Origin of the sequence: Exiguobacterium sp. s91, from assembly GCF_018618915.1 — a bacterium.
Taxonomy (GTDB): domain Bacteria; phylum Bacillota; class Bacilli; order Exiguobacteriales; family Exiguobacteriaceae; genus Exiguobacterium_A; species Exiguobacterium_A abrahamii.
Window position 1 is genome coordinate 997,422 of sequence record NZ_JACSMZ010000001.1, and the last position, 25,105, is coordinate 1,022,526.

A 25,105-nucleotide genomic window follows, 5' to 3' on the forward strand; every position below is an offset into this window, starting at 1 on the left:
GGTATGATTACCCTCGAAGAAGTGATTGGGAGGGGGTGAAAGTAATGAACAAAACTGAACTCATTCAAGCAGTCGTCGAAAAATCAGGTCTTACAAAAAAAGACGTGACGAAAGTTGTTGAATCAACATTCGAATCGATCACTGAGACACTTCAGTCTGGAGAGAAAGTCCAATTGATTGGATTTGGTAACTTCGAAGTCCGTGAGCGTGCAGCCCGTAAAGGTCGCAACCCACGTACGAAAGAAGATATCGAGATTCCAGCAAGCAAAGTACCTGCCTTCAAACCAGGTAAAGCATTGAAAGATGCTGTGAAGTAATCCGGCTACATAGTCGCCCGAGATTTTCTCGGGCGGCTTTTTTGTGGACATTCAGAAGCGTGAAAGCCCGCCGATTATGGTATATTAAAAAAGAAGAACGTCCATCAACGAGATGGCACTGGAGATCGGGGGGTAAAAGCATGGAACAACATGAGCTGCGCGTGGATGAAATCATCACTGCACTCACCACTAAACAAACGACACGATTGGCTCGACATGTGGATTTCCCTTCCATCGATCGTGAACAGATCAGTTGGTTGATTGATGTCGCTCAACATGACACGCTGGATACGGAAGCACTCGTCAAAGCGATTCATTTCGCACAAGTAGCGCTACGTCTGCATGAGCGTGTCAATGAAACGCTACGCGGTTCGAAGGAGCGACAGTTGCTTGTATTAGCAGGGGATTTATTCTCGAGCTACTTTTTCGAACAGCTAGCTGGGTTACCAAAAGAGATTCTCGTTTCACTCGGACGGACGATTCAACGGGTCAACGAGGCAAAGTGTGCCCTTCACGAAATGAATTATGCATCGACGGAAGAACGGGTTCTCTTATGGTTAACAGCAGAGTTCGGATTAATGCAAGGACTCGCGGCAATCACGAAACGAGAATGGCTGACACGACAGGGGCGACAGATCATTCAACAACAGGCAGAACAATTGGATCTGGTCGCACAGAAATTACTGTTATCGCATCTCGAGCAGATGGCGGTAGCATGAGATCTTGGAAAGGGTGAGCGGTGTGCAGGCAAAAGATAAAGAAAAAAAAGTATATGAAGTGTTTCAATCGATATCAACGAACTATGATCAAATGAATTCAGTCATCAGCTTCCGACTGCATAAACTATGGAGACGCGAGACGATGCGCCGGATGCAAGTCTTCCCGGGCGCTAAATGTCTCGATCTTTGTTGTGGGACAGCGGACTGGACGATTCAACTAGCGAAAGCAGCCGGTCCGACAGGTGTCATCAAAGGACTTGATTTTTCAGAAAACATGCTAAGAGTCGGCGTGGAGAAGGTAGAAGCGCTCGATATGAAAAACATCGAATTGATTCACGGAAATGCGATGGATCTACCGTTCGGTGATAACTCGTTCGATTATGTGACGATTGGTTTTGGTCTACGAAACGTACCGGATTATCTACAGGTCATCAAAGAGATGCATCGTGTCTTAAAACCAGGTGGAACGGTCGTCTGTCTCGAGACGAGTCAACCGACGGCACCGATTTTCCGCGAAGCATATTCATTGTATTTCGGAAAAATCATGCCACAAGTCGGGCGATTGCTTGCGAAATCATACGATCAATACAACTGGCTACAAGAATCGACGGAAGTGTTCCTCGACCGCGTCGAACTGAAACAACTCTTCGAACAGGCAGGCTTCATGCAAGTGGAAGTCAAGTCATTCGCGGGTGGGGCTGCTGCGATGCACCTTGGGAAGAAGTGGTGAGATGTCACTGCATTCCATATACCGTGATGTCACGAAGGAAGTTAATTTAGTCGATCGTTTTCTGATCAGTCATATCGCTTCTGAGGAACCAACGATCGATGCGGCTGGAAAGCAACTGTTGAAGGCTGGTGGAAAACGGATTCGACCGGCATTCGTATTGTTAGCGTCTAAATTCGGTGAAGCAGATCGGGATGAGCTGATTCGTGTGGCGGCCAGTCTTGAGCTCGTCCATATGGCATCACTCGTTCATGACGATGTCATTGATGACGCGGAACTACGACGAGGGAAACCGACTGTCATGCAATACTTTGATGAAGAAGTAGCACTGTATTCCGGGAACTATCTGTTTGGAGAGGCGATTCGATTGATTGGTGAAGTCGGAAAGCCGGAACTTGTCCAAGTAATGGTCCATACGATGCGTGAAATTTGCGAGGGTGAGATTGAACAAATCTATGACCAATATGATTGGGAACAATCAATTAAACGCTACATCAAACGGATTGAACGAAAAACAGCTATTCTCATCGAAGCGAGTTGTCACCTGGGTGCAATTGTTGCGAACTGTTCTGCAGCCGATACGAAAGCGTTACGGTTGTTTGGACGAGATATCGGACTTGCTTTTCAAATTGCTGACGATTTGCTTGATTTCACAGCGAATCGCACAGAACTTGGTAAGCCCGTAGCAGAGGATTTGCGTCATGGACACAAAACGTTACCTGTCTTTTATGGTGCAGAAGATGCTGTCTTTTATGAACGTCTTTCAAAAATCGAGAGTATGCCAACACATGAAGAAGTCGCACCCTTATTATCGTTTCTTCAAACTTCGGGAGCTCTTGAACGAACGCAACAAACAGTCGATCATTATATCCATCGTGCCATCAAACGTCTCGAACCATTACCTAAATCTTCTGCTAAACGATCGCTTGAAGAAGTCGCACGCTACGTTGGAAAACGAAAAGGATAAAGATTGTCAAAAATTTCTTGCTGTTCTTCTCAAAAGCCAGTAAACTGACTATGTAAGCGCTTTTCTAAAAGCATTTCATAGGGGGAACTAGAGATGGAACAGACATTTTTGATGGTCAAACCGGATGGCGTAGAACGTGGATTGATTGGGGAAATCATTGGACGGATCGAACGCAAAGGATTCATCATTCGTGAAATGAAAATGATGAACGTCACAGAAGAGCTAGCAAAAGCACATTACGAAGAGCATGCGGAGAAACCGTTCTTTGGAGAGTTGGTCACTTTCCTCACATCGGGTCCTGTCGTTGCACTTCGTGTCGAGGGTACAGACGTCGTCGCCGTCTCGCGTTTGATGATTGGGAAAACAAAACCACTTGAAGCAGCACCTGGAACGATCCGTGGTGATTTCGCGAACACGATGAGCGAGAACGTCATCCATGGTTCGGATAGTGTCGAGAGTGCGGAGCGTGAGCTTGCCCTCTGGTTTCAAGGACAACCAGTCAACGCGTAATACATGAATAGAAAGACAACGGGGAAGGGATTCGATTTGATCGAATCCCTTTTGTCGTGTTCTTGTAAAACGGAATGACCCAATTGTCTAATTGCTTTTTGGAATGCCTATAGCTTTATGCTACTATAGAAAATAAGTTGAACCGGTCATGGAAATGACCATTCGATATCGAGAGTGAGCGAGGTGTGCCAATTGGAAGATTATGAACTTTTTATTCAACGATTCAAGACCAAATCAGGGATTGATCTCGGTCAGTATAAAGAAGCACAGATGAAGCGGCGATTGACGGCGTTACGTGACAAAAAAGGATATAGTACATTTGCTTCTTATATGCAGGCAATGGATAAGGACACATCGTTATACGACGAGTTTTTAGACCGGATGACGATCAATGTCAGTGAATTTTTCCGTAATCCGATTCGTTGGCAACAATTGGAACAAGATATTTTACCGATCCTAGAGTCGCGAGCACATGGACGAATCCGGACGTGGAGCGCAGCTTGTTCGACCGGAGAAGAACCATACTCTCTCGCGATGATTTTAAGTGAACGGCTCGATCCATCCGCCTTTACGATTCAAGCAACGGATTTGGATGAACTCGTTCTTGAAAAAGCCAAGCTTGGTCGATATGGAGCTTCTGCATTAAATGAAGTCGTCGAAGCGCGTAAAAAGAAATATTTCATCGAGCAAGAGCAAACGTTCGAAGTCGTTCCAGAAATCAAACGACTCGTTCGTTTCAGTAAACATAATCTGTTAGGAGACCGGTACGATACAGGGTTTGATTTAATCATCTGCCGCAACGTGCTGATTTATTTTACAGAAGAAGCGAAAGCGCACGTCTATCGTTCGTTCGTCGAGGCCTTAAAGCCAGGCGGAATCCTATTCGTTGGTGGAACGGAACAAATTTTCCAGCCCGAACGGTTTGGATTAAAGATGAAACAGAGCTTCTTTTACGAAAAAATCGGTTAAACAGGAAGGGATGAAGCGAATGCGTTACATGACAGCAGGAGAATCACACGGAAAAGGGTTGACCGTCATCATCGATGGGATGCCAGCAGGACTCACGATTGATTTCGAAGCCATCCAGCGTGAAATGACACGTCGCCAAGGCGGATACGGACGCGGACGACGCATGCAAATCGAACAGGATCAAATTGATGCACGTGGTGGGATTCGTCATGGATATACGACGGGATCACCAATCAGTTTGTTCATCGAGAATAAGGATCATACGCACTGGACACAAGTCATGCAAGCGGAACCGCTCGAAGAACAGTTGGAGCGCCCGCGGACGTTGACGCGTCCACGTCCTGGACATGCGGATCTCGTTGGTGGATTGAAGTACGGTCATCGCGATTTACGCGATGTACTAGAACGTTCTTCCGCTCGTGAGACGGCAGCACGTGTTGCCGTCGGCGCCTTCGCTAAACAATTACTGAATGAACTCGGGATTGAAGTGTTCTCGCACGTACGGTCGATCGGTGGCATCGATGCACCGTGGAAGGATCCCGTCGAACATAAGGAAACGATTGACGCTTCACCCGTTCGATGTGCTGACGAACAAGCAGGAAAACGGATGATGGAGGAAATTGATGCGGCCAAAAAAGAAGGGGATACACTCGGCGGTGAAATCGAAGTCGTCGTGACAGGCATGATGCCAGGCGTCGGGTCCTTCACCCAAAACGATCTAAAGCTCGACAGCCGGATTGCACAAGCTGTCATTAGCGTCAATGCGATGAAATCAGTCGGTTTTGGTGACGGATATGAACTTGGTCGTCGCAAGGGGAGTACCGTCCAAGATGAAATCGTTCATGATGCATCCGGCTATCATCGGCGGACGAACCATCTAGGCGGAATCGAAGGCGGGATGTCGACAGGCATGCCGATTCGCGTCCAAATTGCGATGAAGCCGATTCCGACGCTCTATCGTCCACTGCAATCAGTCGATATCGAGACGAAGGAAGCATTCACGGCACAAATCGAGCGAAGTGATGCCTGTGCCGTTCCAGCCGCATCGGTTGTTCTAGAAGCCGTCGTCGCATTTGAGATTGCGGTCGCTATCCTTGAAATGTTCGGGACATCGACACTCGATCGTCTTCAGGCTGCCGTCGCCGCTTATAAAGAGGAGGTTCGGACGTTTTGATCGAATTTGATATCCGGTTGAACACGTCATATCCAGTACTTATCGGAAATGGGGCATTAGCCCGGTTATCGCATCTTTCAGCGCTGAACGAGGCGGACCGCATCTGGGTCATCACGGATGAAACGGTACATCACTTGCAGATGGATCGATTGCAGGATGCGTTAGCGGATGCATCGCCGTCGATCGACGTTCATATCAGCACTGTTGCGCCTGGGGAGCACAGTAAGTCGCTTGCCGTTTATGGCGCTCTACTCGAAGAAGGGGTTCGGTATGGGATGACACGTCATAGCCTGATCCTTGCGTTTGGCGGTGGAATGATTGGTGATTTAGCGGGATTCGTCGCGGCAACCTTTTTGCGCGGCATCCCGTTCATTCAAATTCCGACGACACTGTTAGCGCACGATTCAAGTGTTGGTGGAAAGGTTGGTCTCAACCTCTCCCTCGGTAAAAACTTAGTCGGTGCATTTTATCAGCCAAGTGGTGTCGTGTATGATTTAATGCTCCTTCAGACATTACCAGACCGGGAATGGCGAAGTGGCTTCTTTGAGTTAGTCAAGCATGGGTTCCTTGCGCGACCATCATTTGCGGATTCGTTACTCGATATTTCGCTGGATGCTGTCAAAGGACTCGATTTGGAAGACTGGCTCGCACGGGGGATCAATGTGAAACGGGATATCGTCGAACAAGATGAGACGGAGCAAGGGATGCGTGCCTTTTTGAACTATGGACATACATTCGGTCATGCCGTTGAATATGCGAGTCCTGGTCTTGCGCATGGCGAGGCAGTAGGGATCGGACTCGTCTTCGTCAAGTTCTTGGAAGGAAATGACGAACAGGCGAAGCAGCTTGGGCAATTGCTCCATCGTCTTGGAACGGAATTACCGGATCGACAATCGTTTAAGACATACCTTGAACTGATGCGTCGCGACAAGAAGAACCACCAAGCAACGATTCGATTCGTCCTTGAAAAAGAAGGGCGCTTCATTTTAGAAGCGATCAGCGAAGAACGATTGCGTCAAGCATTCAATCAAACAGTGAGGTGTCTAGAATGGGCTTAAGAGGAACAGTACAAGTACCTGGCGATAAATCAATGACGCACCGTGCTTTCCTGTTCGGCGGAATCGCCGAGGGAACGACACGTGTCAGAAACGCACTTGAAGGGGCCGATTGTCTTGCTTCACTAGAAGCGATGCAGGCGCTCGGTGCACAGATCGATCGAACACCAGAGGAAATTCGGATCACCGGAACGGATACATTCCAAGAAGCAACGATCGATTGCGGAAACTCGGGGACGACGATTCGTCTCTTGAGCGGTATCCTAGCAGGCGGTCAAGCGACGTATGCACTCGATGGCGACGCTTCCTTGCGTAGACGTCCGATGAAACGGATCACGGAACCGCTTGCCTTATTCGGAGCGAACATCACAGGTGAGACGGCGCCGCTTCACATCACAGGAACGCCGCTTGTCGGAACGACGTATACGTTGCCAGTCGCAAGTGCACAAGTGAAAAGTGCCGTGTTGCTCGCAGGTCTGCATGCGACGGGTGAGACGACAGTCATCGAGCCGATCCTGTCACGCGACCATACGGAACGGATGTTGCCGCAGTTCGGTGTTGACGTAGCGATCGATGAACGTGAGGATGGTCGGCACATTCGTGTTCAAGGTCCTGTACGCTTACAAGCAACGTCACTCGACATTCCAGGCGATCCATCGTCAGCAGCGTTTTGGTGGACGGCAGCAGCAATCGGGCAGGATAGTCGCATCACGACGACCCACGTCTTGATGAATCCGACACGGATTGGTTTTTTACAGACGTTACGCCAGATGGGTGCAAGTGTCGAAATCAATCATCGTTCAGAAGACGGTGGAGAGGAGACGGCAGATGTGACCGTCGAGACGACATCGTTACAAGCAATCACGGTCGAAGGTGATCAGATTCCATCCTTGATTGATGAGATTCCGTTACTCGCTTTGCTTGCGACGCAAGCTGAAGGACGAACAATCATTCGTGATGCACAAGAGCTTCGTGTCAAGGAAACGGATCGGATCGAGACCGTCGTGACGGCATTACAGCGTCTTGGAGCGAACATCGAGGCAACGGATGACGGCATGATCATCGAAGGACCGACACCTCTGCAAGCAGCGGAAGTCGACAGTGCAGGTGATCACCGGCTCGCGATGATGTTGACGATCGCGGCGACGATCAATCCAGAAATTATGGTTCATGGACGCGAAGTAGTTGAAGTCAGCTACCCAACGTTCTATGATGATTTAAAGAAACTTCAATCCGACCAATCTGAGTAAGCAATAGGCGGATGACAGAAAGTGGGGCGTTTGCCTTGAATGAACAACTATTGAATGGCATCATCGAAGAATTAGAACATGGTCACACCTCAGAAGCGTTAGCAGCATTAGAAAAACTCGAAAAGACAGGAACGGATGAGGACCGCCTCGCTGTTGCCGATCTCTATATCGAACTCGGTTTGTCTGACCGAGCGGTCGATCTCTTGGCGCCGCTTTACGTCGAATATGCGGGTAACGCGGGAGTAGCCTTGTTACTAGCAGAATGTTATATCGATTTGGATCGCGAAGAAGAAGCGATCTCCGTCCTCGAACAGGTCGACACAATGGACACGGAATATGGTCCACGTTCTCTCGTATTACTCGCTGACCTCTATCAGTCGCAAGGTCTTGACGAAGTAGCGTTAGCGAAGCTGAAGGAAGCGCGTAACCTTGCACCGGACGAACCGTTACTAGCATACGGTTTGGCTGAGCTCTACATGACGCTTGGTGCGTTTGATCAGGCGGTACCGTTATTCGCCGAAATCGCGGAGCGACCAGAGTTACGTGCTGAATTGCCGCTCGATGCCCTTTACGCGGAATCACTCGCGATGACAGGACAATTTGAAGATGCGATTCCACTGTACGAACGTGCTGTCGCAGAACGTTCCGACCTGCATACGCTGTTTGGTCTTGCGATGACGGCTCACCGTGTCGGTCAACATCAAAAAGCGGTCGAGACATTCCAGCAATTGATTGCACAGGATCCTGACTATACGTCGGCGTACGTACCATATGCGGAAAGCCAAGCCGAACTTGGTTTGACAAAAGAAGCACTGAACGTCATCAAACAAGGAATGGAGCGCGACGATTACAATGATGAGTTGCGGACGATGGAAGCCTTGTTCCTTCTAAAACTCGGCGATCGCGCTGGAAGCGTCCAAGCGCTACGTGAGGCGCTTGCCTTGAATCCGGAATCGATCGTCGCAGCGGAACGTTTGCTGTCGTTACTTGCTGAAGACGAGGACCACGAAGCGATGATCGAGACGATCTCTGCCATCGAAGAACACGTCACGGCTCCGATTCTAACATGGTACCGTGCACGCGCTTTGTATGCCTTAGAGGAATACACACAAGCGATGGAGAATTATGCGATAGTCGAAGGTGCATTCACGGAAGATGCGCTCTTCTTGAAAGAGTATGGATTCGCACTCGTCGAGGAAGGACGGCGTGAAGAGGGACAACGTCTTCTCCGCCGCGCTGCTAAGTTGACACCAGAAGATAACGAACTCGTCGACTATGTTGAACGAATGGATGGATGACTTCACGGGAGAAGGGAGTAGGATTGAGATGATAGAGAGAAAGCAGCGATTCTTACGCCGCATCTTGACCTATTACACGTTAAAGCGACGGGAAGCGAAATGGATTATCGATTATTGGCTGCGTAATGAGGCAAAACTCGAGCAAGTACACTTCGTCCAAAATGCGACCTTCGCTCCGAAGGCAATTATCATGACGACATACGGATTCGATGCGGAACCGTTTCTCTTCAAAAAAGGGGATGTCACAACGTTAGATCCAGAAAAAGCGTATCATGACATCCGCCTGACCTCGGAAGATGTCTATATCGAGTTGAATTTCCAAGGTATGATGATGGATGACGAGTATTTGTCTTTACTAGAAGAAAATCCGTTTCGCCCAGAAGTTGCTGTTGAACCGCGCTTAGCAGATGAAGCGACACATTTCATCGCGGTCACGGTTAATCGGCAGGAAGAAGAACGTTTAGTCCGCTTGATTGATGAAGCGCTGGATGCACGCGATCAACATCGATTCCACTCTCTTTCCGAACAGTTACGGCTCGTTCGAAGTCAACTTCCTTAACAGAAGGACTCTATTGCCCAGCAGAGGTAGTAGGGTCCTTTCGTATGTGAAGATTTGTGCAAAATATGAAGAAAAATAGAGTGGAATTTCATAAAACGTTCACATTAAGAGAGTAGGAGGAAATGCGGATATGATACATTAAATGTGACGAATTGTAAGTACGAAGAAAGGGGGAAATGACTTGCGTTTCAAACCATCCGACGTACAGCGGACACGAAGCGAGCAAGCGTACATCGATACGCTGATCGTGCCTTTGCTTCCGGTCGGTTTCGATGAGGCGATGCATGCTTACGCGGAATGCGCAGACATGACATTGACGGTGGCGTCCGAAGTCGAACGCCAGCTATCCGGACGGGCGTTGCTCGTTCCTGCTCTGACCTATATCGATGCACCGTCGATCGAACAGTTGGAAGGATGGCGTCAAGCGGCTGCTTCCGGGCAATTCCGTTTCATCACCTTCATCACTGCTGATTTAAGGTGGAAGGAGACTGCCGCCGAAGAGATTATCTACGTGCCACGTCTAGCTCTTGAGACGATGAGTCGTGACCAACAAGGTCAGATGGTCGGGAATTTTGTAGGACAAGTTCTCGAACAGTTAGGAAACCGTTGGACCGCGCTATGAAGCGGTTGACGCAATGATTTTATTAAGATACTATTACCATGTGAGAAATTTGTGTGAAGTACTGTCGTCTTGGGGCACAGCGTACATCACAAGGGGGGATCGAGATGGCTCAAAACGGGTCTAACGTAACACGTCGTCAGTTCTTGACGTATACATTGACAGGCGTCGGCGGTTTCATGGCGGCGACGATGGTCATGCCGATGGTCAACTTCGCAGTTGATCCAGTCCTGAAGAAATCAGGAGCAGGCGATAAAGTAAAAGTAATGAAGTTGTCGGATATCACGACAGAACCAAAACGGGTCGACTTCAAGAAACAAACGCAAGATGCATGGTATGAGTTCGAAGAAACGTTGTCAGCTTGGGTGTTCAAAGATGATAAGGGAGAAATTTTAGCCCTTTCACCAATTTGTAAACACTTAGGTTGCCAAGTCAGCTTCGGTTCAGATCCGACGCACCCGGAGCAATTCTATTGCCCATGTCACTTCGGTCGGTACACGAAAGATGGCGTCAACGTTCCAGGAACGCCTCCGACGAAACCACTCGATGGTTATGAAATGCAGCAGAAAGATGGTTTCCTCTACCTTGGTAAACCAGTCGAAAGAGGTGCGTAAGCGATGATGCAAAAAATCTATGATTGGATCGATGAGCGCGTTGACATTACGCCGCTCTGGCGAGATATCGCCGACCATGAAGTACCGGAGCACGTCAACCCGGCACATAACTTTTCAGCTTTCGTTTATTGTTTTGGCGGATTGACGTTCTTTACGATCGTCATCCAGATTCTTTCGGGGATGTTCTTGACGATGTATTATGTACCGGACATCATCAACGCACACGCGTCCGTCTACTATCTTCAAAATGAAGTCGCACACGGACAAATCGTTCGTGGTATGCACCACTGGGGTGCGTCGGTCGTTATCGTAATGTTGTTCCTACATACATTACGTGTCTTCTTCACTGGTTCATACAAGAAACCACGTGAATTGAACTGGGTCGTCGGAGTTCTCTTGTTCTTCGTCGTCTTAGCTCTCGGTCTGACAGGATACCTATTGCCTTGGGACATGAAAGCGTTGTTCGCGACAAAAGTTACGATTCAGATTGCTGAAAGTATTCCGGTCATCGGTGGTATCGCGAAGACCCTCCTTGCGGGTGGAGAAATCGTCGGCGCAAGTACAATCGCTCGATTCTTTGCGATTCACGTCTTCTTCCTTCCTGCAGCATTGTTCGTCTTGCTCGGGGCCCACTTCATGATGATCCGTAAACAAGGGATCTCTGGACCACTTTAAACCGACTATCATCTAGACAACAAAAAAGGGGGAGAACACGATGCATCGTGGTAAAGGAATGAAATTCGTCACCGATTCACGGGTGTCGATCAACAACCGGATGCCGAACAAGTCGAAAGACTACTCGGAATATCCAGGTCGAACGGAAGCGTTCTGGCCAAACTTCTTACTTCGCGAATGGATGGTTGGAGCGGTCTTCTTGATCGGCTTCATGACACTGACAATCGTAGAAGCAGCACCACTTCAAAACATTGCCGATCCGACGAATACGTCGTACATTCCACTTCCGGACTGGTACTTCCTATTCCTCTATCAGCTCTTGAAATACCAATTCGCTGCAGGTCCATATATCTTGATGGGAACGGTCATTCTCCCAGGTCTTGCGTTCACAGCACTTCTCGTCGCGCCATGGCTCGACCAAGGTCTTGAACGTCGTCCTGCGAAACGTCCGATCGCAGTCAGCATGATGCTCCTCGCAGTCGTCTCGATCGTCTTCTTGACTTGGGAATCTGTTCAAACGACTCACTGGGATACAATCCATAAACAAGGTGAGTTGACGATGAACGAAGGACCAGAAATTGATACAGCGGCAAAAGGATACGAAATTTATTCGAACCAGTCATGTGTCAACTGTCATGGTAAAAACCTCGAGGGTGGAGCAGCAGCTCCGGCACTCGTCGGTACGAAGAAGACAGAAGAAGAGATTTATGAAATCGCAGATAAAGGGATCGGTTCGATGCCTGCTGGTCAGTACAAAGGATCAGATGCGGATCGTAAAGAACTCGCGAAATTCATCGCTTCATACGGTGAAGGCGGCGAAAACAATAAATAAGCCAAAAGCCGGGGGAGCAATCCTCCGGCTTTTGTCGATGATGAGGTGAAACGATTGCAAGGTATTTTGACATTACTCCGACATAAAGCCGTACTCTGGATTGTCGGGTTGATCAACTTAGCAGGCACATTATACGGTTACTACTGGTATGAACCACAACTTGCGACATCGAAGTGGTATTACTACCCATTTATTCCGGATAGCCCGACAGCATCCCTGTTCTTTACGATCATCGTCTTTTTCTGGATTTTCAGACGACGTTCCCGCCTATTTGAAGCGCTCGCGTTCGTGACATTGATCAAATATGGGGTCTGGGCAGTCGTCATGAATGCGTTGATGTTGAATCAACTCGGAACGGAGGATCCAATCTTAACAGCAATGGCACTGATGTTGATGGTGTCGCACGGAGCGATGGCGTTCCAGGCGTTGTTATACAGTCCGCTGATGACGTTTCGCGTCAAGGATCTTGTCCTCGTCGCCATCTGGGTCATTCACAACGATGTCGTCGATTACGTCCTCGGACAATGGCCGCGTTACCCAGCGCTTGCGGAGCATATCCAGTGGATCGGCTACGGCTCTTTCTGGTTGACCGGATTATGTCTTTTGATGGGATATCTGCTTGTCGCGCGCGATTCAATTGACAATAAGATCACTTGAACATAAAATAGACCTATAATCAAAAAAAGAAAGGAACGATGTCTCGTGGCAAACTATTTGATCTATCTCGCGATCATCATCATCGTCCCGATCTGGGCTCAGATGCGGGTGCGGAGCACCTATAAAAAATATCAAGATGTTCCGATTCAGAGTGGGGTGACGGGAGCGCAGGTCGCAGACTTCATCATGAAGCAGAACGGCATCACGAACGTCCGTCTCGAGCCGATCGGTGGAACGATGTCCGACCATTATGACCCGACGAACAAAGTCGTTCGTTTGTCGGAAGACGTCTATTACGGTTCGACGGTCTCAGCCGTTTCGATTGCAGCGCACGAAATCGGTCACGTCATTCAAGATGCGACGGATTACAACATGATGCGTGTCCGTCACCGGATCGCACCTGTCGCGTCAATCACATCGAACTTATCGTTCCCACTGTTGTTGATCGGTCTATTCGCTGGTTTTAGTGGTCTTGCGATGCTTGGTGTCGTCTTGATGCTCGGTGCCGTCATCTTCCAACTCGTCACGTTACCGGTCGAGTTTGATGCCTCAAATCGAGCGATGGCGCAGTTGACGGAGCATGGCATCATTGATGCCGAAGAAGAACGTGGTTCACGTCGTGTCTTGAACGCAGCGGCTTGGACGTACGTGGCAGCAACACTCGTTGCTGTTGCCGAGTTCCTTCGTCTCGCACTGCTCGTCTTCAACCCGTCAAGTGATGACTAAAACGAAAAACACGGATTGCTCGTTTGAGCGATCCGTGTTTTTTTACGTTTCTTTGATTGGGACCCGATTTTCGTCGAACGTGAAACCTTCTCCTGTTACTTCATAGACGTCATGCAACGTGATGAAGGCGTGCTGGTCGACACTTTTAACGAGCGTCTTCAAGCGATTGATCTCATTGCGAGCGACGACGACGTACAGTACTTCGAGATCCCGTCCAGAGTAACCGCCTTTTGCGATCAGACGGGTCGTGCCACGATTCATCGTCGCATGAATACCGTCGGCGATTTCCGTCCGGTGATCACTGATGATCATCGCTGCTTTACCAGCATAAGTGCCCTCTTGCATCCAATCGATGACGCGGGCGCCGACGTAAACGGCAAGTAACGTATACATCGCTTGTTTGTAGTCGAGATACGTCAAGGATGCGACGATGACGAAGAAATCGAAAATCAAGAAAGTTCGACCGATCGACCAACCGAAGTAGCGTTTCGTCAAACGCGCGATGATATCGACGCCACCTGTCGTACCACCATTGTTGAAGATGATACCAAGACCAACGCCGATGAAGACACCGGCAAAAAGCGCAGCAAGCACCATATCGTCGCGCAGGTCGATGACGAGTGGTGAATATTTGGCAATTAATCCATACCAGAAGGAAAAACTGAATGTACCGATCAACGTGTAGACGAAGGTCGTCCGACCAAGAATTTTATAACTGACGAAAAAAAGTGGGACATTCAATACTAAGTTCGTGATCGATGGAGACCATCCGAACAGTCCTTTTAAGATCAAGGTAATCCCAGTAAAACCGCCTTCTGCTAACTCATTTTGAACGTTAAAATGATAAATACCAAAAGCAAAGATGAATGATCCGATCAAAATCCAGAAAATGTTCTGGATCCGAATCGGAAATTGGAATGGAGGTGCCATTTCCGTATGCTCCTTTCAAATCAAGACTCTTTCTCTAGGGTAACGGCACGGTCGGAAAAAGACTAGCTTTTCCTATGAAAATCAGTCGAAAAGTGATCAGTATGGTCATTCCGATTGATATTGCTTAGAATAGAAACGAATAGAAGTCATAAAGAGAGTGTGGTTTTATCATGAAAAAAGCAATTGGGATTCTTTGTTATCCATCCGTCGGCGGGAGTGGGGTCGTCGCGACGGAGCTCGGTATGAAATTAGCGGATCGTGGACATGACGTCCACTTCATTACGTCGAGCATGCCGTTTCGCCTGACGGAATATCGGCCAAACATCACGGTCCACTTGGTTGAAGTCAACCAGTATTCCGTTTTTAAATATCCACCATACGACATTACGTTAGCGTCAAAAGTCGCAGAAATCATTGATTTATTCGATCTCGATGTCATCCATGCTCATTATGCCGTTCCGCACGCGGTCTGTGCAGATCTCGGACGAAACATGGCAAAGAAAAAAGGTGTCGCCGTCGTGACGACGTTACACGGAACGGACATCACCGTCATCGGGCAAGATTTAGAGATGCAACCGGCCATCCGGTACGGCATCGAACGATCAGACGCGGTCACGGCCGTCTCCGAGAGTCTAGCGCTTGAGACGAATGCGACGCTCAACGCACACTACGACATCGATGTCATTGCGAACTCGATTGATGAGAGTGTCTATTATCCGATGCGGGATGAACGCTTGAAGCGGCATTACGGCATCGAAGCGGACGAAGTCGTCGTCATTCATATCTCGAACTTCCGACCGGTCAAACGAATCGATGATACGCTTGCGGCGTTCGCCATTGCAGCGAAAGGCCGGAAGATGCGTCTATTACTCGTCGGGGATGGTCCAGAGATGGGACAAACGAGACGTCGCGCAAAGGAACTCGGCATTTACGACAAAGTGATCTTTGCAGGTAAACAGGAACATGTCGCGCAATTGCTCGCCATTAGTGATATTCATGTCCTGTTGTCTGAAAAAGAAGCGTTCGGACTCGTCGTCCTTGAGGCGATGGCAATTGGTGTCCCGAGTGTCGTCTCGACAGCAGGTGGCTTACCGGAAGTCATCCAGGACGGATTAACCGGATATATCGTTCCGACTTACGACGTCAAAATGGCTGCGGCACGAATCGGTGAACTCGCGGATGACCCGATGTTACGGGAACGGATGGCAGAAGAGGGCATTCGTGATACGCGTCGTCGTTTTGATTCGAATGAGATCGTGCTGCGTTATGAACAAGTCTATGAACGGGTGTGTGCGCGTCATGAACTTGCTTGAAGGCGCACATCATATCATTCAGACGATCGAACAAGCGGGTGGTGAAGCCTATATCGTCGGTGGCGCCGTTCGCGACATGTTACTCGACCGGACACCAGGAGACTATGATTTAGCGAGCTCGATGTTACCGGAACAAATCATCGACTTATTCCCTGTCGTCATTCCGACAGGACTCGAGCATGGAACCGTGACGGTCGTTCTCAACCACGTGCCGTACGAGATCACGACGTTTCGCTCGGAAGCAACGTACAGCGATCGCCGACGACCGGATGCGGTGACGCTTGGCGTTAGTTTGGAAGAGGACTTGACTCGACGTGACTTTACGATCAACGCGATGGCACTCAGACCAACCGGTCGTGTCGATCTGTTCGGAGGAGCGCGTGACATCGAAGAGCGGATCATCCGGACGGTCGGCGAACCAGCCGAACGTTTTAATGAAGATGCGCTTCGAATGATGCGGGCGTTCCGCTTCATGAGCCAACTGGATTTCTCGCTTGACGAGGCAACTGAACAAGCGATTGTCGAACTCGCTCCGCACCTAGCGGCCGTTGCGATTGAGCGGATTGCGATCGAGTTCGAGAAACTCTTACTTGGTCCTGGAAAACAGCGGGCGTTACAGGCGATGCTCCGGACTGGAATCGAACGCTACCTCCCCGGCATGACTTCAGAAATCGTCACAGGACTCGCGCAACAGTCGTTTCGGGGTGTTTCAAAGGATGCTGTCTGGACACTCGTACTCGATGCCGGTCTCGCGAAAGATCAATTGACACGCTGGAAACGATCGAAACATCAAGTGCAGCTCGCAACGCGTTTAACACCTCTGTTACACCGACCGTTACAAGACTGGGATCGTTATCAATTGTCGGACGAAGAACTGATGATCCTTCGGGAAATGACAGGAACGGATTATCCGGAGCGATCAGACTTACCGATTCGCAGTCGTAAAGAGCTCGCTGTCGACGGAAAAGACATGATCCGCCTCGGTCTTCAAAAACAACAGATCAAAGAAGCACTTTTGCATTTGGAATACAGTGTCGTCACCCGCGCTTGCCCAAACGACCGCGTAACATTATTGAAGGAGGTAGAGCGATGGCGCACTCAGTCCGAGAACAAATCTTGATCGCACTTCGTCAGCGGACGTGGTACTCCGGACAGGAATTAGCAGAGACGTTAAATATTTCACGTACCGCTATTTGGAAACATATGCAAACTTTGAAGGAAGAAGGATACCAGATCATCTCGAATAAAAAACAAGGCTATCAATTAGTCGATGAAGGCGATTTGCTGACACCGATTGCGATTGAACAATGGTTAACGACAGAACGTCTTGGTCGCCACATCCTTCATTTCGAAGAACTGGACACGACGCAGCGGATTGCACATGAGCAAGCGCAACAGCAAGCGCAGGAAGGAACACTCGTCGTATGCGATCACCAGACGAATGGACGCGGACAGCTAGGGAGAACGTGGCATGAGGCGAAAAATGAGGGCATCGCGATGAGTCTACTCGTCCGACCAGATGTACCGATGCACCAAGCAGGTCAATTAACGCTCGTAGCAGGTATTGCACTTGCACAGTCTCTCCGGACATTCGATGTTCCAGTTACGATTAAATGGCCGAACGACATCTTGATCAACGGTCGTAAGGTGGCAGGCATTTTGACGGAAATGCAGACCGAGGCGGATCGGATCAGTTCAGTCATCATTGGCATCGGCATCAATGTGCATCACGAGCAGTTTCCGGAAGGGATCGAGGACCGTGCTACCTCGCTCGTCCGAGAATCAGGAAGAACTTTCCGACGTGCGGAGGTCGTCGCGACTTTCTTGAATCGATTTGAACGACTATACACGCAGTGGCTCGAGCTAGGATTCGGATCTTTCGTCTCGGAGTGGGAAACACTCGCAGATCGCTTACATGAACGAGTGACGCTACGGACACGTCAGATGACCGCTTCCGGAACATTGATCGGTATTGACGAGACGGGCACGATTCGGATTGAGACGGAAACGGGGGAGACCCGTTTCCATTCGGCAGAGCTGATTTACTGGGAAAAAGAATAAAGGTTTGAATCAGACGGTTTGCAGAGAGCTTTTCCCGTCATGTATAATAAAGCCACGGATGGTATCCGCTTGCCGGAACCATACCGAATTGACAGGTGCCAGTTTTAGCTGTTTCAACTGCCTTGATCTTAACGGACAGGGACAGAAGGACGATATTCAATTATTCCGCCTTCTTTTCCGCATGCATTTATTTTGGAGAAGAAGGCGTTTTCCTTTTGTCCTCCCTACACACGTAAGGAGAGAACACGATGCACACAATGGGTCCATTACTCAAAAAACAACAAGCTGGAGAGAAGCTCGTCATGTTGACGGCGTATGATTATCCTTCAGCAAAACTATCGGAAGCAGCAGGAGTCGATATGTTGCTCGTCGGCGATTCCCTCGGGAACGTCATCCTCGGCTATGATTCAACGATTGCTGTCACGGTCGACGACATGGTTCATCATGCGCGCGCGGTACGCCGCGGCGCACCACAGACGTTCATGATCGTCGATATGCCGTTCGCAAGTTATCATGGTTCATTTGATCGCACGCTTGAATCAGCGGCGCGTATCTTCCAAGAATCGCAGGCAGATGCCTTGAAGCTGGAAGGGGCAGGGGAGATCTTAAAGACGATTCGTCGTTTGACGGACGCTGGGATGCCTTGCGTCGCGCATCTCGGATTAACACCACAATCCGTTGGTGTCCTTGAAGGATTCAAAGTCCAAGGGAAATCATTAGAAGCAGCCGAACAACTGATTGCAGACAGTTTGGAAGCAGAGCGTGCCGGAGCAAAGATGCTCGTCCTCGAATGTGTGCCGCATCCGCTCGCGAAACGCATTCAAGAGCTCCTCTCGATTCCGGTCATCGGAATCGGTGCCGGTGCAGACGTCGCCGGTCAAGTACTTGTCTATCATGACATCTTGACGTATGGTGTCGGTCGTTTACCGAAGTTCGTCAAAGCCTACACGGATTGGAATACTTCAGGAACGGAAGCGATTGCTGCTTACGTCAAAGACGTCAAAGCCGGTGCCTTCCCTGAACTAGCACACTCGTTCCAGATGGACGAAGAACTGATTGGTGCGCTTTATGGAGGGACTAAAGAATGAAAATCATCCAGGACGTCCAGACGTTACGCGAACGTTTAGCGGGAGCCGGTTCAATCGGTTTTGTACCGACGATGGGATTCTTGCATGAAGGTCATGCCTCCTTGCTCAAACAAGCACGACAAGAGAACGATGTCGTCGTCTTGAGTATTTTCGTCAACCCGACACAATTCGGACCAAACGAAGATTTGGATCGTTATCCACGAGACGCGGAACGCGATCAGAAGATTGCGGAGGCAGAAGGGGTCGATTATCTGTTCTATCCGACGAACGAGACGATGTATCCGCTGGATATGGCTCGTGTTACGGTCCGCTCCGGTGATGATGTCTTATGCGGCGCATCACGACCAGGACATTTTGATGGTGTGTTGACGGTCGTCAGCAAACTATTGAACGTCGTCCGTCCAACCCGTGCATATTTCGGTTTAAAGGATGCACAACAGCTCGCATTGATTGAAGCGTATGTCGCTGATTACTTTGTTCCGGTTGAGATCGTCCGTTGCCCGATCATTCGCGAAGCGGATGGTCTAGCAAAATCGTCACGCAATGTCTATCTATCGGAAACAGAGCGGGCGCAAGCACCGGGCATCCAGCAGGCGTTGCAACAAGCGAAACAAGCACTCGATCAAGGGGTGCCTGTTGAAACGGTTCTCGATCGGACGCGCGAAGCACTTCAATTCGAAGGGACGACGATCGATTACGTCGAAGCCGTCGACTATCCATCACTAGGACACGTTACGGAACAAACGACTACGATTCTCTTAGCTGTCGCCGTGCAGTTTGCATCGGCACGCTTGATCGATAATTTACTATATACGAGAGGAGCATGACGATGTTACGCACATTCATGCACGCTAAACTACACAAAGCTCGGGTCACCGAGGCAAACTTACACTATGTTGGTTCGATTACGATCGATGAAGATTTACTCGATGCTGTCGGGATTCTTGAAAATGAAAAAGTCCAAGTGACGAACAATCAGAACGGTGCACGGATTGAAACGTATGCGATTAAAGGTGCTCGTGGTTCAGGTGTCATCTGTTTGAACGGTGCGGCAGCTCGCCATTTCCAAGTCGGAGATGAGGTCATCATCATGGCGTACGCACAACTATCGACGGAAGAAATCGCGACACATGTTCCAAAAGTGGCTGTTCTAAATGAACAGAACGACATCAAACAAATGTTGTCTCAAGAAATCGCCCACACGATCTTATGAAATTTTAGAGACCCGATCATGTCAGCGGGTCTCTTTTTTTGTTAAGATGAAGAATGAAATGCCATCCGGTCATGGAGAGGATGGATAAAAGGTGGAGGATCAGTGTTGAAGAAAAAGTACGTCGTAGTCGACCTGGAAACGACAGGTCATTCCATAAAGGCTGGCGATGAGATGATTGAGATCGGCATGGCGGTAATTGAAGATGGACAGTTGACAGAACAATTGTCTGCCTTCGTGCGTCCGACCCAACCGATTCCTCCGTTCATTTCCCAGTTGACGGGCATCACGGATGAGGATGTCAAAGAGGCCGAGACATTCGATGTCATCGCACCGCGTGTCTTATCATTGCTCGATGGTGGTGTCTTCGTCGCACATAATGTGCAGTTCGATTTAAACTTCTTAAACGATGCGTTAGAAGAGGAAGGATACTTGCCGTACACAGGTCCTGTCATCGATACGGTCGAACTCGCACGAATCTTACTTCCGACAGCAGAAAGCCACGCGCTGTCGCATCTGTCAGAGTCATTACACCTTGCCCATCAAGAAGCGCACCGGGCAGGGAGTGACGCTTCGGCGACGGCTGAATTGTTGCTTGAACTACTCAAACGACTACATACGTTGCCGCTTGAGACATTGAAGCACTTAAGACGTTTATCACCACGCCTGTTCAGTGCCATCGAAGAGGAAATCGACCATGCGATTCGTTTAGTCGGCATCGAGGAGGATTCACAGTTTGATCGTTTCCGTAAAATCGCTTTGAAAAAGCGCCAGACGATGGAGCGGTTGGCACATCCACCCGTTCTTGAACCGTTCGGACCATTCGTTGATGAATTGAATGCCGTGACGTTCCCTCGTCTATTCGAAGGATATGAAGAGCGACGTGGGCAGCTCGAGATGATGCGTCATGTCTATCAATCACTCGATCAAGAAACGCCGTTACTTGTCGAAGCGGGAACGGGAACCGGGAAATCGCTCGGTTATCTTGTTCCTGCAGCGCATTACGCACTCGAACATGAAGTCCCGATCGTCGTCAGTACGCACACGATTCAATTGCAGGAGCAACTGTTCGCGCGTGATTTACCGCTCTTGCGTCAACTGTTCGATGCGCCGGTCCAGATTGCATTGCTTAAGGGACGAAGTAACTATATTGATTTACGGAAATTCGAATTTTTCTTGAATGATCAAGAGGATGCTTATAACTTCACGCTCGCAAAAGCGATTCTGCTCGTCTGGTTGACGGAGACGGAAACGGGAGATTTAGAAGAAGTCAGCTTACCAGGCGGTGCAGCGCAAGGCAATATCGGCATTAAACAGTTGATCCAGTCTGATAGCCAATCGCAGCTCGGACGATTTGACCCGTGGTACAGCCGGGACTTCTTCCAACATGCGATTCGCCAAGCAAAGGATGCGACGATCATCGTCACGAACCATGCCTTGTTGTTTAGTGACCTGCAGTTCGAAGCAGGGGTCTTACCGAAAGGAAGTCCGTTGATTCTTGACGAGGCACACCAAATCGAAGAAGTCGCGAGCCATCATTTTGGTCTCGTCTTTGATGGACATACATTTGATCGTCTGTTCCGACAACTCGGGTATTCGTCCGATAAAAAATTATTACACCGCTTGCTCGATCTGTCGGAAGAATGGGACATCGCCGAGATGGTCGAAGCCCATAGTGAGACGGTTGATGAGGCACTAACGACGTTACTCGAAGAAGCAGACGGGCTGTTAATGATCATTCAAGCATACGGGCTCGAACTGGCTTCCCGCAAAGCACGACGGGAAGGAATGGTCAGCATTCGCTTCAAGCGACTCGACCGTTCGATGCGTGCCGTCCAGGAAAGTGCCAAGCGGGTTGAATTGGTGTTGCGGCGTTTGCGTCAAGCAATCCGGGCGATTCATAAACTGTTCCATGAACACCGGGAGCAGATGAGTTATCGCGAACGTTCACTCGTCGCGGATTTAAAAGCGATCACGTCACAAATCGAAGAAGCGGAGCTCGCCATCTTCGAGACGATGCTTGCCCCGCACGATGAGACGGTATCTTGGATCGAGACGTCCGTTAAGAACCGGAAACTGACACGGGTCTACACACAGCCAATCGACATTTCAGAGCGATTGCGACGGGACGTCTTTTCGAAGCGGACGTGTATCCTGACGTCTGCGACGCTGACTGTCTCGAACAAGTTCCAGTTCATTGAGAACCGTTTAGGGCTCGATGCGTTTGAGACACGTCGTTTCGTCGTTCCGTCGCCGTTCGGATATGCTGATAACGTGCGATTGATGATTCCGACGGATCTCCCGCTCCTACAGGATGTACCATTGCCGGAATTCGCAGAGACGATTGCGGAAGCCATCTTACAAATCGCAGAGGTGACGGAAGGACGGATGCTCGTCTTGTTTACCTCAAATGACTTGCTAAGACTGACGCATGAAGCGACGAAACCGCTGTTACCTGACCGGTTTACGTTACTCTCGCAAGGAGTCACGCAAGGTTCACGGCAACGACTGATGAAACAGTTCAAGCAACTCGACGCTTGTATCTTGTTCGGGACGGCTAGCTTTTGGGAAGGGGTCGATATCCCAGGAGATGATCTCAGTTGTCTCGTCATCGTCCGACTACCGTTCGCGCCACCGGATCAACCGATCGTCCAGGCACGCTCGGAACGGATCGAAAAACTCGGGAAATCATCATTTTTCGAATACAGCTTACCGCAAGCGATCATTCGCTTTAAGCAAGGCTTTGGTCGCTTGATCCGGACGACGAACGACCGAGGTGTCGTCTTCGTACTTGATCGCCGGATTGAGACGACGCGTTATGGAAAACGGTTCGTCACGAGTCTGCCGAAAGTACCTGTTTTATCAAAACCGCTTGATGAACTGACGGCAGAACTAGAATTGTTCTTGAATGATGGCGATTAAGTCTATTCAGATAAACCCTATCGCATTATAATAGATAGAGAAAAATGAGGGAGGACATACAGATGGATTCAAAAATTGAAACACTTGCGACCGTCAAAGTGAACCGCCATGACGATACGTATAAAATCGTCGACTTGTTGAATCGGACACTGAAAACGGAAGATTTAATGTTCGGTCTTGCTCTCGATGAAAAAGACAAGGAGCAGATGGTCTTTACCATCTACCGCACATGAAGTGGAAAATCACGCTTGGTCTGCTAAGTGCACTCATCCTTTTGACTGTACTTGGCTCCGCCGTTTATCAGGTGACGATCGCTGAGGCAAAAGACCGGGAACAGAGCGTCGCCGAACAAGCAGAGGCGCGTCTGAAAAAAGAACTCAAACCGACGGACGTCCGGTTCGAATCTGTCTTTAACGGGAAACGTCAATATGTCGTTTTTACGATGAAGCAGAACGAACAGGCGGTACGGGCGTTCGTTCCGAAAAAAGGAACGATTGAGACACGACCAGTTGCTGATGGTATTGCTATCAAGACTGTCATCGCGGATCATCCGGAACTAGGAGACATCGTGTCTGCTAAGTACGGCTTTGAGGATCGTGCTGTCATCGAGATCGTTTCAAAGACGACAACAGGTTATGATTATTCGTATTACACGTATCAAGAAGGTTCTTTCATTAAACGATTACGAATCAAGTAAAGGGAGTGGGCGACATGTTATCGAAACGCGTACGACAATTGACACCATCTACGACGCTAGCCATCACAGCGAAAGCCAAGGCACTACGTGAAGAAGGTCAAGACATCATCGGTTTAGGTGCGGGAGAGCCCGACTTCAATACACCGGAATTCATCATCCAAGCAGCATTCGAGGCAGCAGAAGCGGGCGATACGAAGTATACGCCGTCTGGCGGAACGGTTGCCTTGAAGGATGCGATCATCGAAAAGACACGCCGTGACTTATGGATGCCATACGAACGCTCAGAAGTCATGGTCGCTTCAGGAGCAAAGCATGCACTATCAACGTTGTTCCAAGCGATTCTCGATCCAGGCGATGAAGTCATCGTCCCGGCACCATACTGGGTCAGTTATCCAGAGCAGATTAAACTTAGTGACGGCGTACCAATCATTTTAGAAACGGACGAATCGTCTCGCTTCAAAGTGACACGGGAATTGCTCGAACAACACATTACCCCAAAAACGAAAGCACTCGTCTTGAACTCACCATCGAATCCGACAGGAATGGTCTATTCGAAAGAAGAACTCGAGATGGTAGCAGATGTTGCGATCAAGCACGATCTACTCGTCATCAGTGACGAGATTTATGAAAAGTTGCTCTATAACGGTGCGACACATATCTCGATCGCGTCCTTGCCAGAGATGCGCGAACGGACGGTCATCATCAATGGTGTCTCGAAGTCCCATGCGATGACAGGCTGGCGGATCGGGTATGCAATCGGACCGAAAGAGATCATCTCAGCGATGACGAACTTAGCGAGCCATTCGACGTCGAACCCGACATCGATTGCGCAAGCAGCATCGGTTGCTGCGTATGCAGAAGGCGATGCACCGGTCGAAGCGATGCGTGTCATCTTTGAGGAACGACTTGAGAAAATCTATGCACGACTCATTGAAATCAAAGGATTGACGTGTCTGAAGCCAGAAGGGGCATTCTACTTGTTCCCACATGCAAAGCAAGCTGCCGAGATGTGTGGATTCGATAATGTCGATGACTGGTGTACAGCTGTTTTATCTGAAGCGAAGGTCGCCTTGATTCCAGGTTCAGGATTTGGTGCACCGGACTATGTCCGCCTATCTTACGCGACGGATCCGGCACGTGTCCTAGAGGCACTCGACCGGATTGAAGGATTCATCACGGCACATACAGCCGTTTAATAGAGAGAGGATGTTGACTG

General features: G+C 49.2%; 28 protein-coding genes. 27 read left to right on the top strand and 1 reads right to left on the bottom strand.

Annotated elements, in window-relative coordinates; translation table 11 throughout:
• Positions 1–44: 44 nt before the first annotated feature.
• The 17 genes from KNQ06_RS04955 to KNQ06_RS05035 all read left to right on the top strand — a co-directional run bounded on the left by KNQ06_RS04955 (position 45) and on the right by KNQ06_RS05035 (position 13,668).
• Positions 45–317 (top strand): HU family DNA-binding protein, encoded by a 273-nt coding sequence (locus KNQ06_RS04955; RefSeq protein ID WP_012370671.1) that lies wholly within the window; start codon positions 45–47, stop codon positions 315–317.
• Positions 318–457: 140 nt separating this feature from the next.
• Positions 458–1,036 (top strand): heptaprenyl diphosphate synthase component 1, encoded by a 579-nt coding sequence (locus tag KNQ06_RS04960; RefSeq protein WP_023468642.1) that lies wholly within the window; start codon positions 458–460, stop codon positions 1,034–1,036.
• Positions 1,037–1,058: 22 nt separating this feature from the next.
• Positions 1,059–1,766: a demethylmenaquinone methyltransferase gene (locus KNQ06_RS04965; RefSeq protein ID WP_215147450.1), complete on the top strand. Its 708-nt coding sequence runs from the start codon at positions 1,059–1,061 to the stop codon at positions 1,764–1,766.
• 1 nt (position 1,767) lies between these two features.
• Positions 1,768–2,730, top strand: a complete 963-nt coding sequence (locus tag KNQ06_RS04970) for a polyprenyl synthetase family protein (RefSeq protein WP_023468640.1) — start codon at positions 1,768–1,770, stop codon at positions 2,728–2,730.
• 93 nt (positions 2,731–2,823) lie between these two features.
• Positions 2,824–3,240, top strand: a complete 417-nt coding sequence (gene ndk, locus KNQ06_RS04975) for a nucleoside-diphosphate kinase (RefSeq protein WP_058704890.1) — start codon at positions 2,824–2,826, stop codon at positions 3,238–3,240.
• Between the two features lie 192 nt (positions 3,241–3,432).
• The gene (locus tag KNQ06_RS04980; protein WP_023468638.1) at positions 3,433–4,209 is read left to right on the top strand and encodes a CheR family methyltransferase; all 777 of its coding nucleotides are present in this window, start codon (positions 3,433–3,435) and stop codon (positions 4,207–4,209) included.
• 19 nt (positions 4,210–4,228) lie between these two features.
• On the top strand, positions 4,229–5,383 hold the full coding sequence (aroC, locus tag KNQ06_RS04985) for a chorismate synthase (protein ID WP_215147452.1): 1,155 nt from the start codon (positions 4,229–4,231) through the stop codon (positions 5,381–5,383).
• On the top strand, positions 5,380–6,441 hold the full coding sequence (gene aroB, locus KNQ06_RS04990) for a 3-dehydroquinate synthase (RefSeq protein WP_214770646.1): 1,062 nt from the start codon (positions 5,380–5,382) through the stop codon (positions 6,439–6,441). Before aroC ends, aroB begins: the two co-directional genes overlap by 4 nt.
• A complete protein-coding gene (aroA, locus tag KNQ06_RS04995; RefSeq protein WP_214723554.1) occupies positions 6,432–7,688 on the top strand; it encodes a 3-phosphoshikimate 1-carboxyvinyltransferase in 1,257 nt (418 codons plus the stop codon). Before aroB ends, aroA begins: the two co-directional genes overlap by 10 nt.
• A gap of 35 nt (positions 7,689–7,723) precedes the next feature.
• Entirely contained in the window at positions 7,724–8,986 is a 1,263-nt protein-coding gene (locus KNQ06_RS05000; protein ID WP_214723552.1) for a tetratricopeptide repeat protein, read from the top strand.
• A 28-nt stretch (positions 8,987–9,014) separates the two neighbouring features.
• Complete coding sequence (locus KNQ06_RS05005; RefSeq protein WP_214723550.1) at positions 9,015–9,545, top strand: ReoY family proteolytic degradation factor; 531 nt, start codon at positions 9,015–9,017, stop codon at positions 9,543–9,545.
• Between the two features lie 181 nt (positions 9,546–9,726).
• Positions 9,727–10,167, top strand: a complete 441-nt coding sequence (locus KNQ06_RS05010) for a DUF2487 family protein (RefSeq protein ID WP_023468632.1) — start codon at positions 9,727–9,729, stop codon at positions 10,165–10,167.
• Positions 10,168–10,271: 104 nt separating this feature from the next.
• Positions 10,272–10,778, top strand: a complete 507-nt coding sequence (locus KNQ06_RS05015; protein WP_023468631.1) for a ubiquinol-cytochrome c reductase iron-sulfur subunit — start codon at positions 10,272–10,274, stop codon at positions 10,776–10,778.
• Between the two features lie 3 nt (positions 10,779–10,781).
• Positions 10,782–11,453, top strand: coding sequence for a menaquinol-cytochrome c reductase cytochrome b subunit (qcrB, locus tag KNQ06_RS05020; RefSeq protein ID WP_012370658.1), 672 nt, complete (start codon positions 10,782–10,784; stop codon positions 11,451–11,453).
• Between the two features lie 40 nt (positions 11,454–11,493).
• Entirely contained in the window at positions 11,494–12,285 is a 792-nt protein-coding gene (locus tag KNQ06_RS05025) for a menaquinol-cytochrome c reductase cytochrome b/c subunit (RefSeq protein ID WP_058704896.1), read from the top strand.
• Between the two features lie 54 nt (positions 12,286–12,339).
• On the top strand, positions 12,340–12,942 hold the full coding sequence (locus KNQ06_RS05030; protein ID WP_251133477.1) for a DUF1405 domain-containing protein: 603 nt from the start codon (positions 12,340–12,342) through the stop codon (positions 12,940–12,942).
• 45 nt (positions 12,943–12,987) lie between these two features.
• Positions 12,988–13,668: a zinc metallopeptidase gene (locus KNQ06_RS05035; RefSeq protein WP_023468628.1), complete on the top strand. Its 681-nt coding sequence runs from the start codon at positions 12,988–12,990 to the stop codon at positions 13,666–13,668.
• Positions 13,669–13,710: 42 nt separating this feature from the next.
• On the opposite strand, the gene KNQ06_RS05040 is transcribed toward KNQ06_RS05035, so the two are convergent.
• A complete protein-coding gene (locus KNQ06_RS05040) occupies positions 13,711–14,598 on the bottom strand; it encodes a YitT family protein (protein ID WP_215147454.1) in 888 nt (295 codons plus the stop codon).
• 170 nt (positions 14,599–14,768) lie between these two features.
• Between KNQ06_RS05040 and bshA the strand changes: the two genes are divergently transcribed.
• The 10 genes from bshA (at position 14,769) to KNQ06_RS05090 (ending at position 25,085) form a co-directional block, all read left to right on the top strand.
• Positions 14,769–15,911 carry an N-acetyl-alpha-D-glucosaminyl L-malate synthase BshA gene (gene bshA / locus KNQ06_RS05045; RefSeq protein ID WP_215147456.1) on the top strand — a complete coding sequence of 381 codons (1,143 nt, stop codon included), beginning with the start codon at positions 14,769–14,771 and terminating at the stop codon, positions 15,909–15,911.
• On the top strand, positions 15,898–17,031 hold the full coding sequence (locus KNQ06_RS05050) for a CCA tRNA nucleotidyltransferase (RefSeq protein WP_251133478.1): 1,134 nt from the start codon (positions 15,898–15,900) through the stop codon (positions 17,029–17,031). The genes bshA and KNQ06_RS05050 overlap by 14 nt, the downstream gene beginning before the upstream one ends.
• On the top strand, positions 17,001–17,972 hold the full coding sequence (locus tag KNQ06_RS05055) for a biotin--[acetyl-CoA-carboxylase] ligase (RefSeq protein ID WP_215147458.1): 972 nt from the start codon (positions 17,001–17,003) through the stop codon (positions 17,970–17,972). The genes KNQ06_RS05050 and KNQ06_RS05055 overlap by 31 nt, the downstream gene beginning before the upstream one ends.
• Positions 17,973–18,220: 248 nt before the next feature.
• A complete protein-coding gene (gene panB / locus KNQ06_RS05060) occupies positions 18,221–19,060 on the top strand; it encodes a 3-methyl-2-oxobutanoate hydroxymethyltransferase (RefSeq protein ID WP_050677432.1) in 840 nt (279 codons plus the stop codon).
• Complete coding sequence (gene panC / locus KNQ06_RS05065; RefSeq protein WP_215147460.1) at positions 19,057–19,887, top strand: pantoate--beta-alanine ligase; 831 nt, start codon at positions 19,057–19,059, stop codon at positions 19,885–19,887. Before panB ends, panC begins: the two co-directional genes overlap by 4 nt.
• Positions 19,888–19,889: 2 nt before the next feature.
• Entirely contained in the window at positions 19,890–20,273 is a 384-nt protein-coding gene (gene panD / locus KNQ06_RS05070) for an aspartate 1-decarboxylase (protein ID WP_029341994.1), read from the top strand.
• 102 nt (positions 20,274–20,375) lie between these two features.
• A complete protein-coding gene (gene dinG / locus KNQ06_RS05075; protein WP_353049186.1) occupies positions 20,376–23,192 on the top strand; it encodes an ATP-dependent DNA helicase DinG in 2,817 nt (938 codons plus the stop codon).
• 62 nt (positions 23,193–23,254) lie between these two features.
• Positions 23,255–23,425, top strand: coding sequence for a YpmA family protein (locus KNQ06_RS05080; RefSeq protein WP_012370646.1), 171 nt, complete (start codon positions 23,255–23,257; stop codon positions 23,423–23,425).
• Entirely contained in the window at positions 23,422–23,889 is a 468-nt protein-coding gene (locus tag KNQ06_RS05085) for a hypothetical protein (RefSeq protein ID WP_215147464.1), read from the top strand. Before KNQ06_RS05080 ends, KNQ06_RS05085 begins: the two co-directional genes overlap by 4 nt.
• A 14-nt stretch (positions 23,890–23,903) precedes the next feature.
• Positions 23,904–25,085, top strand: a complete 1,182-nt coding sequence (locus KNQ06_RS05090) for a pyridoxal phosphate-dependent aminotransferase (RefSeq protein WP_214723546.1) — start codon at positions 23,904–23,906, stop codon at positions 25,083–25,085.
• The last annotated feature ends 20 nt before the right edge of the window (positions 25,086–25,105 follow it).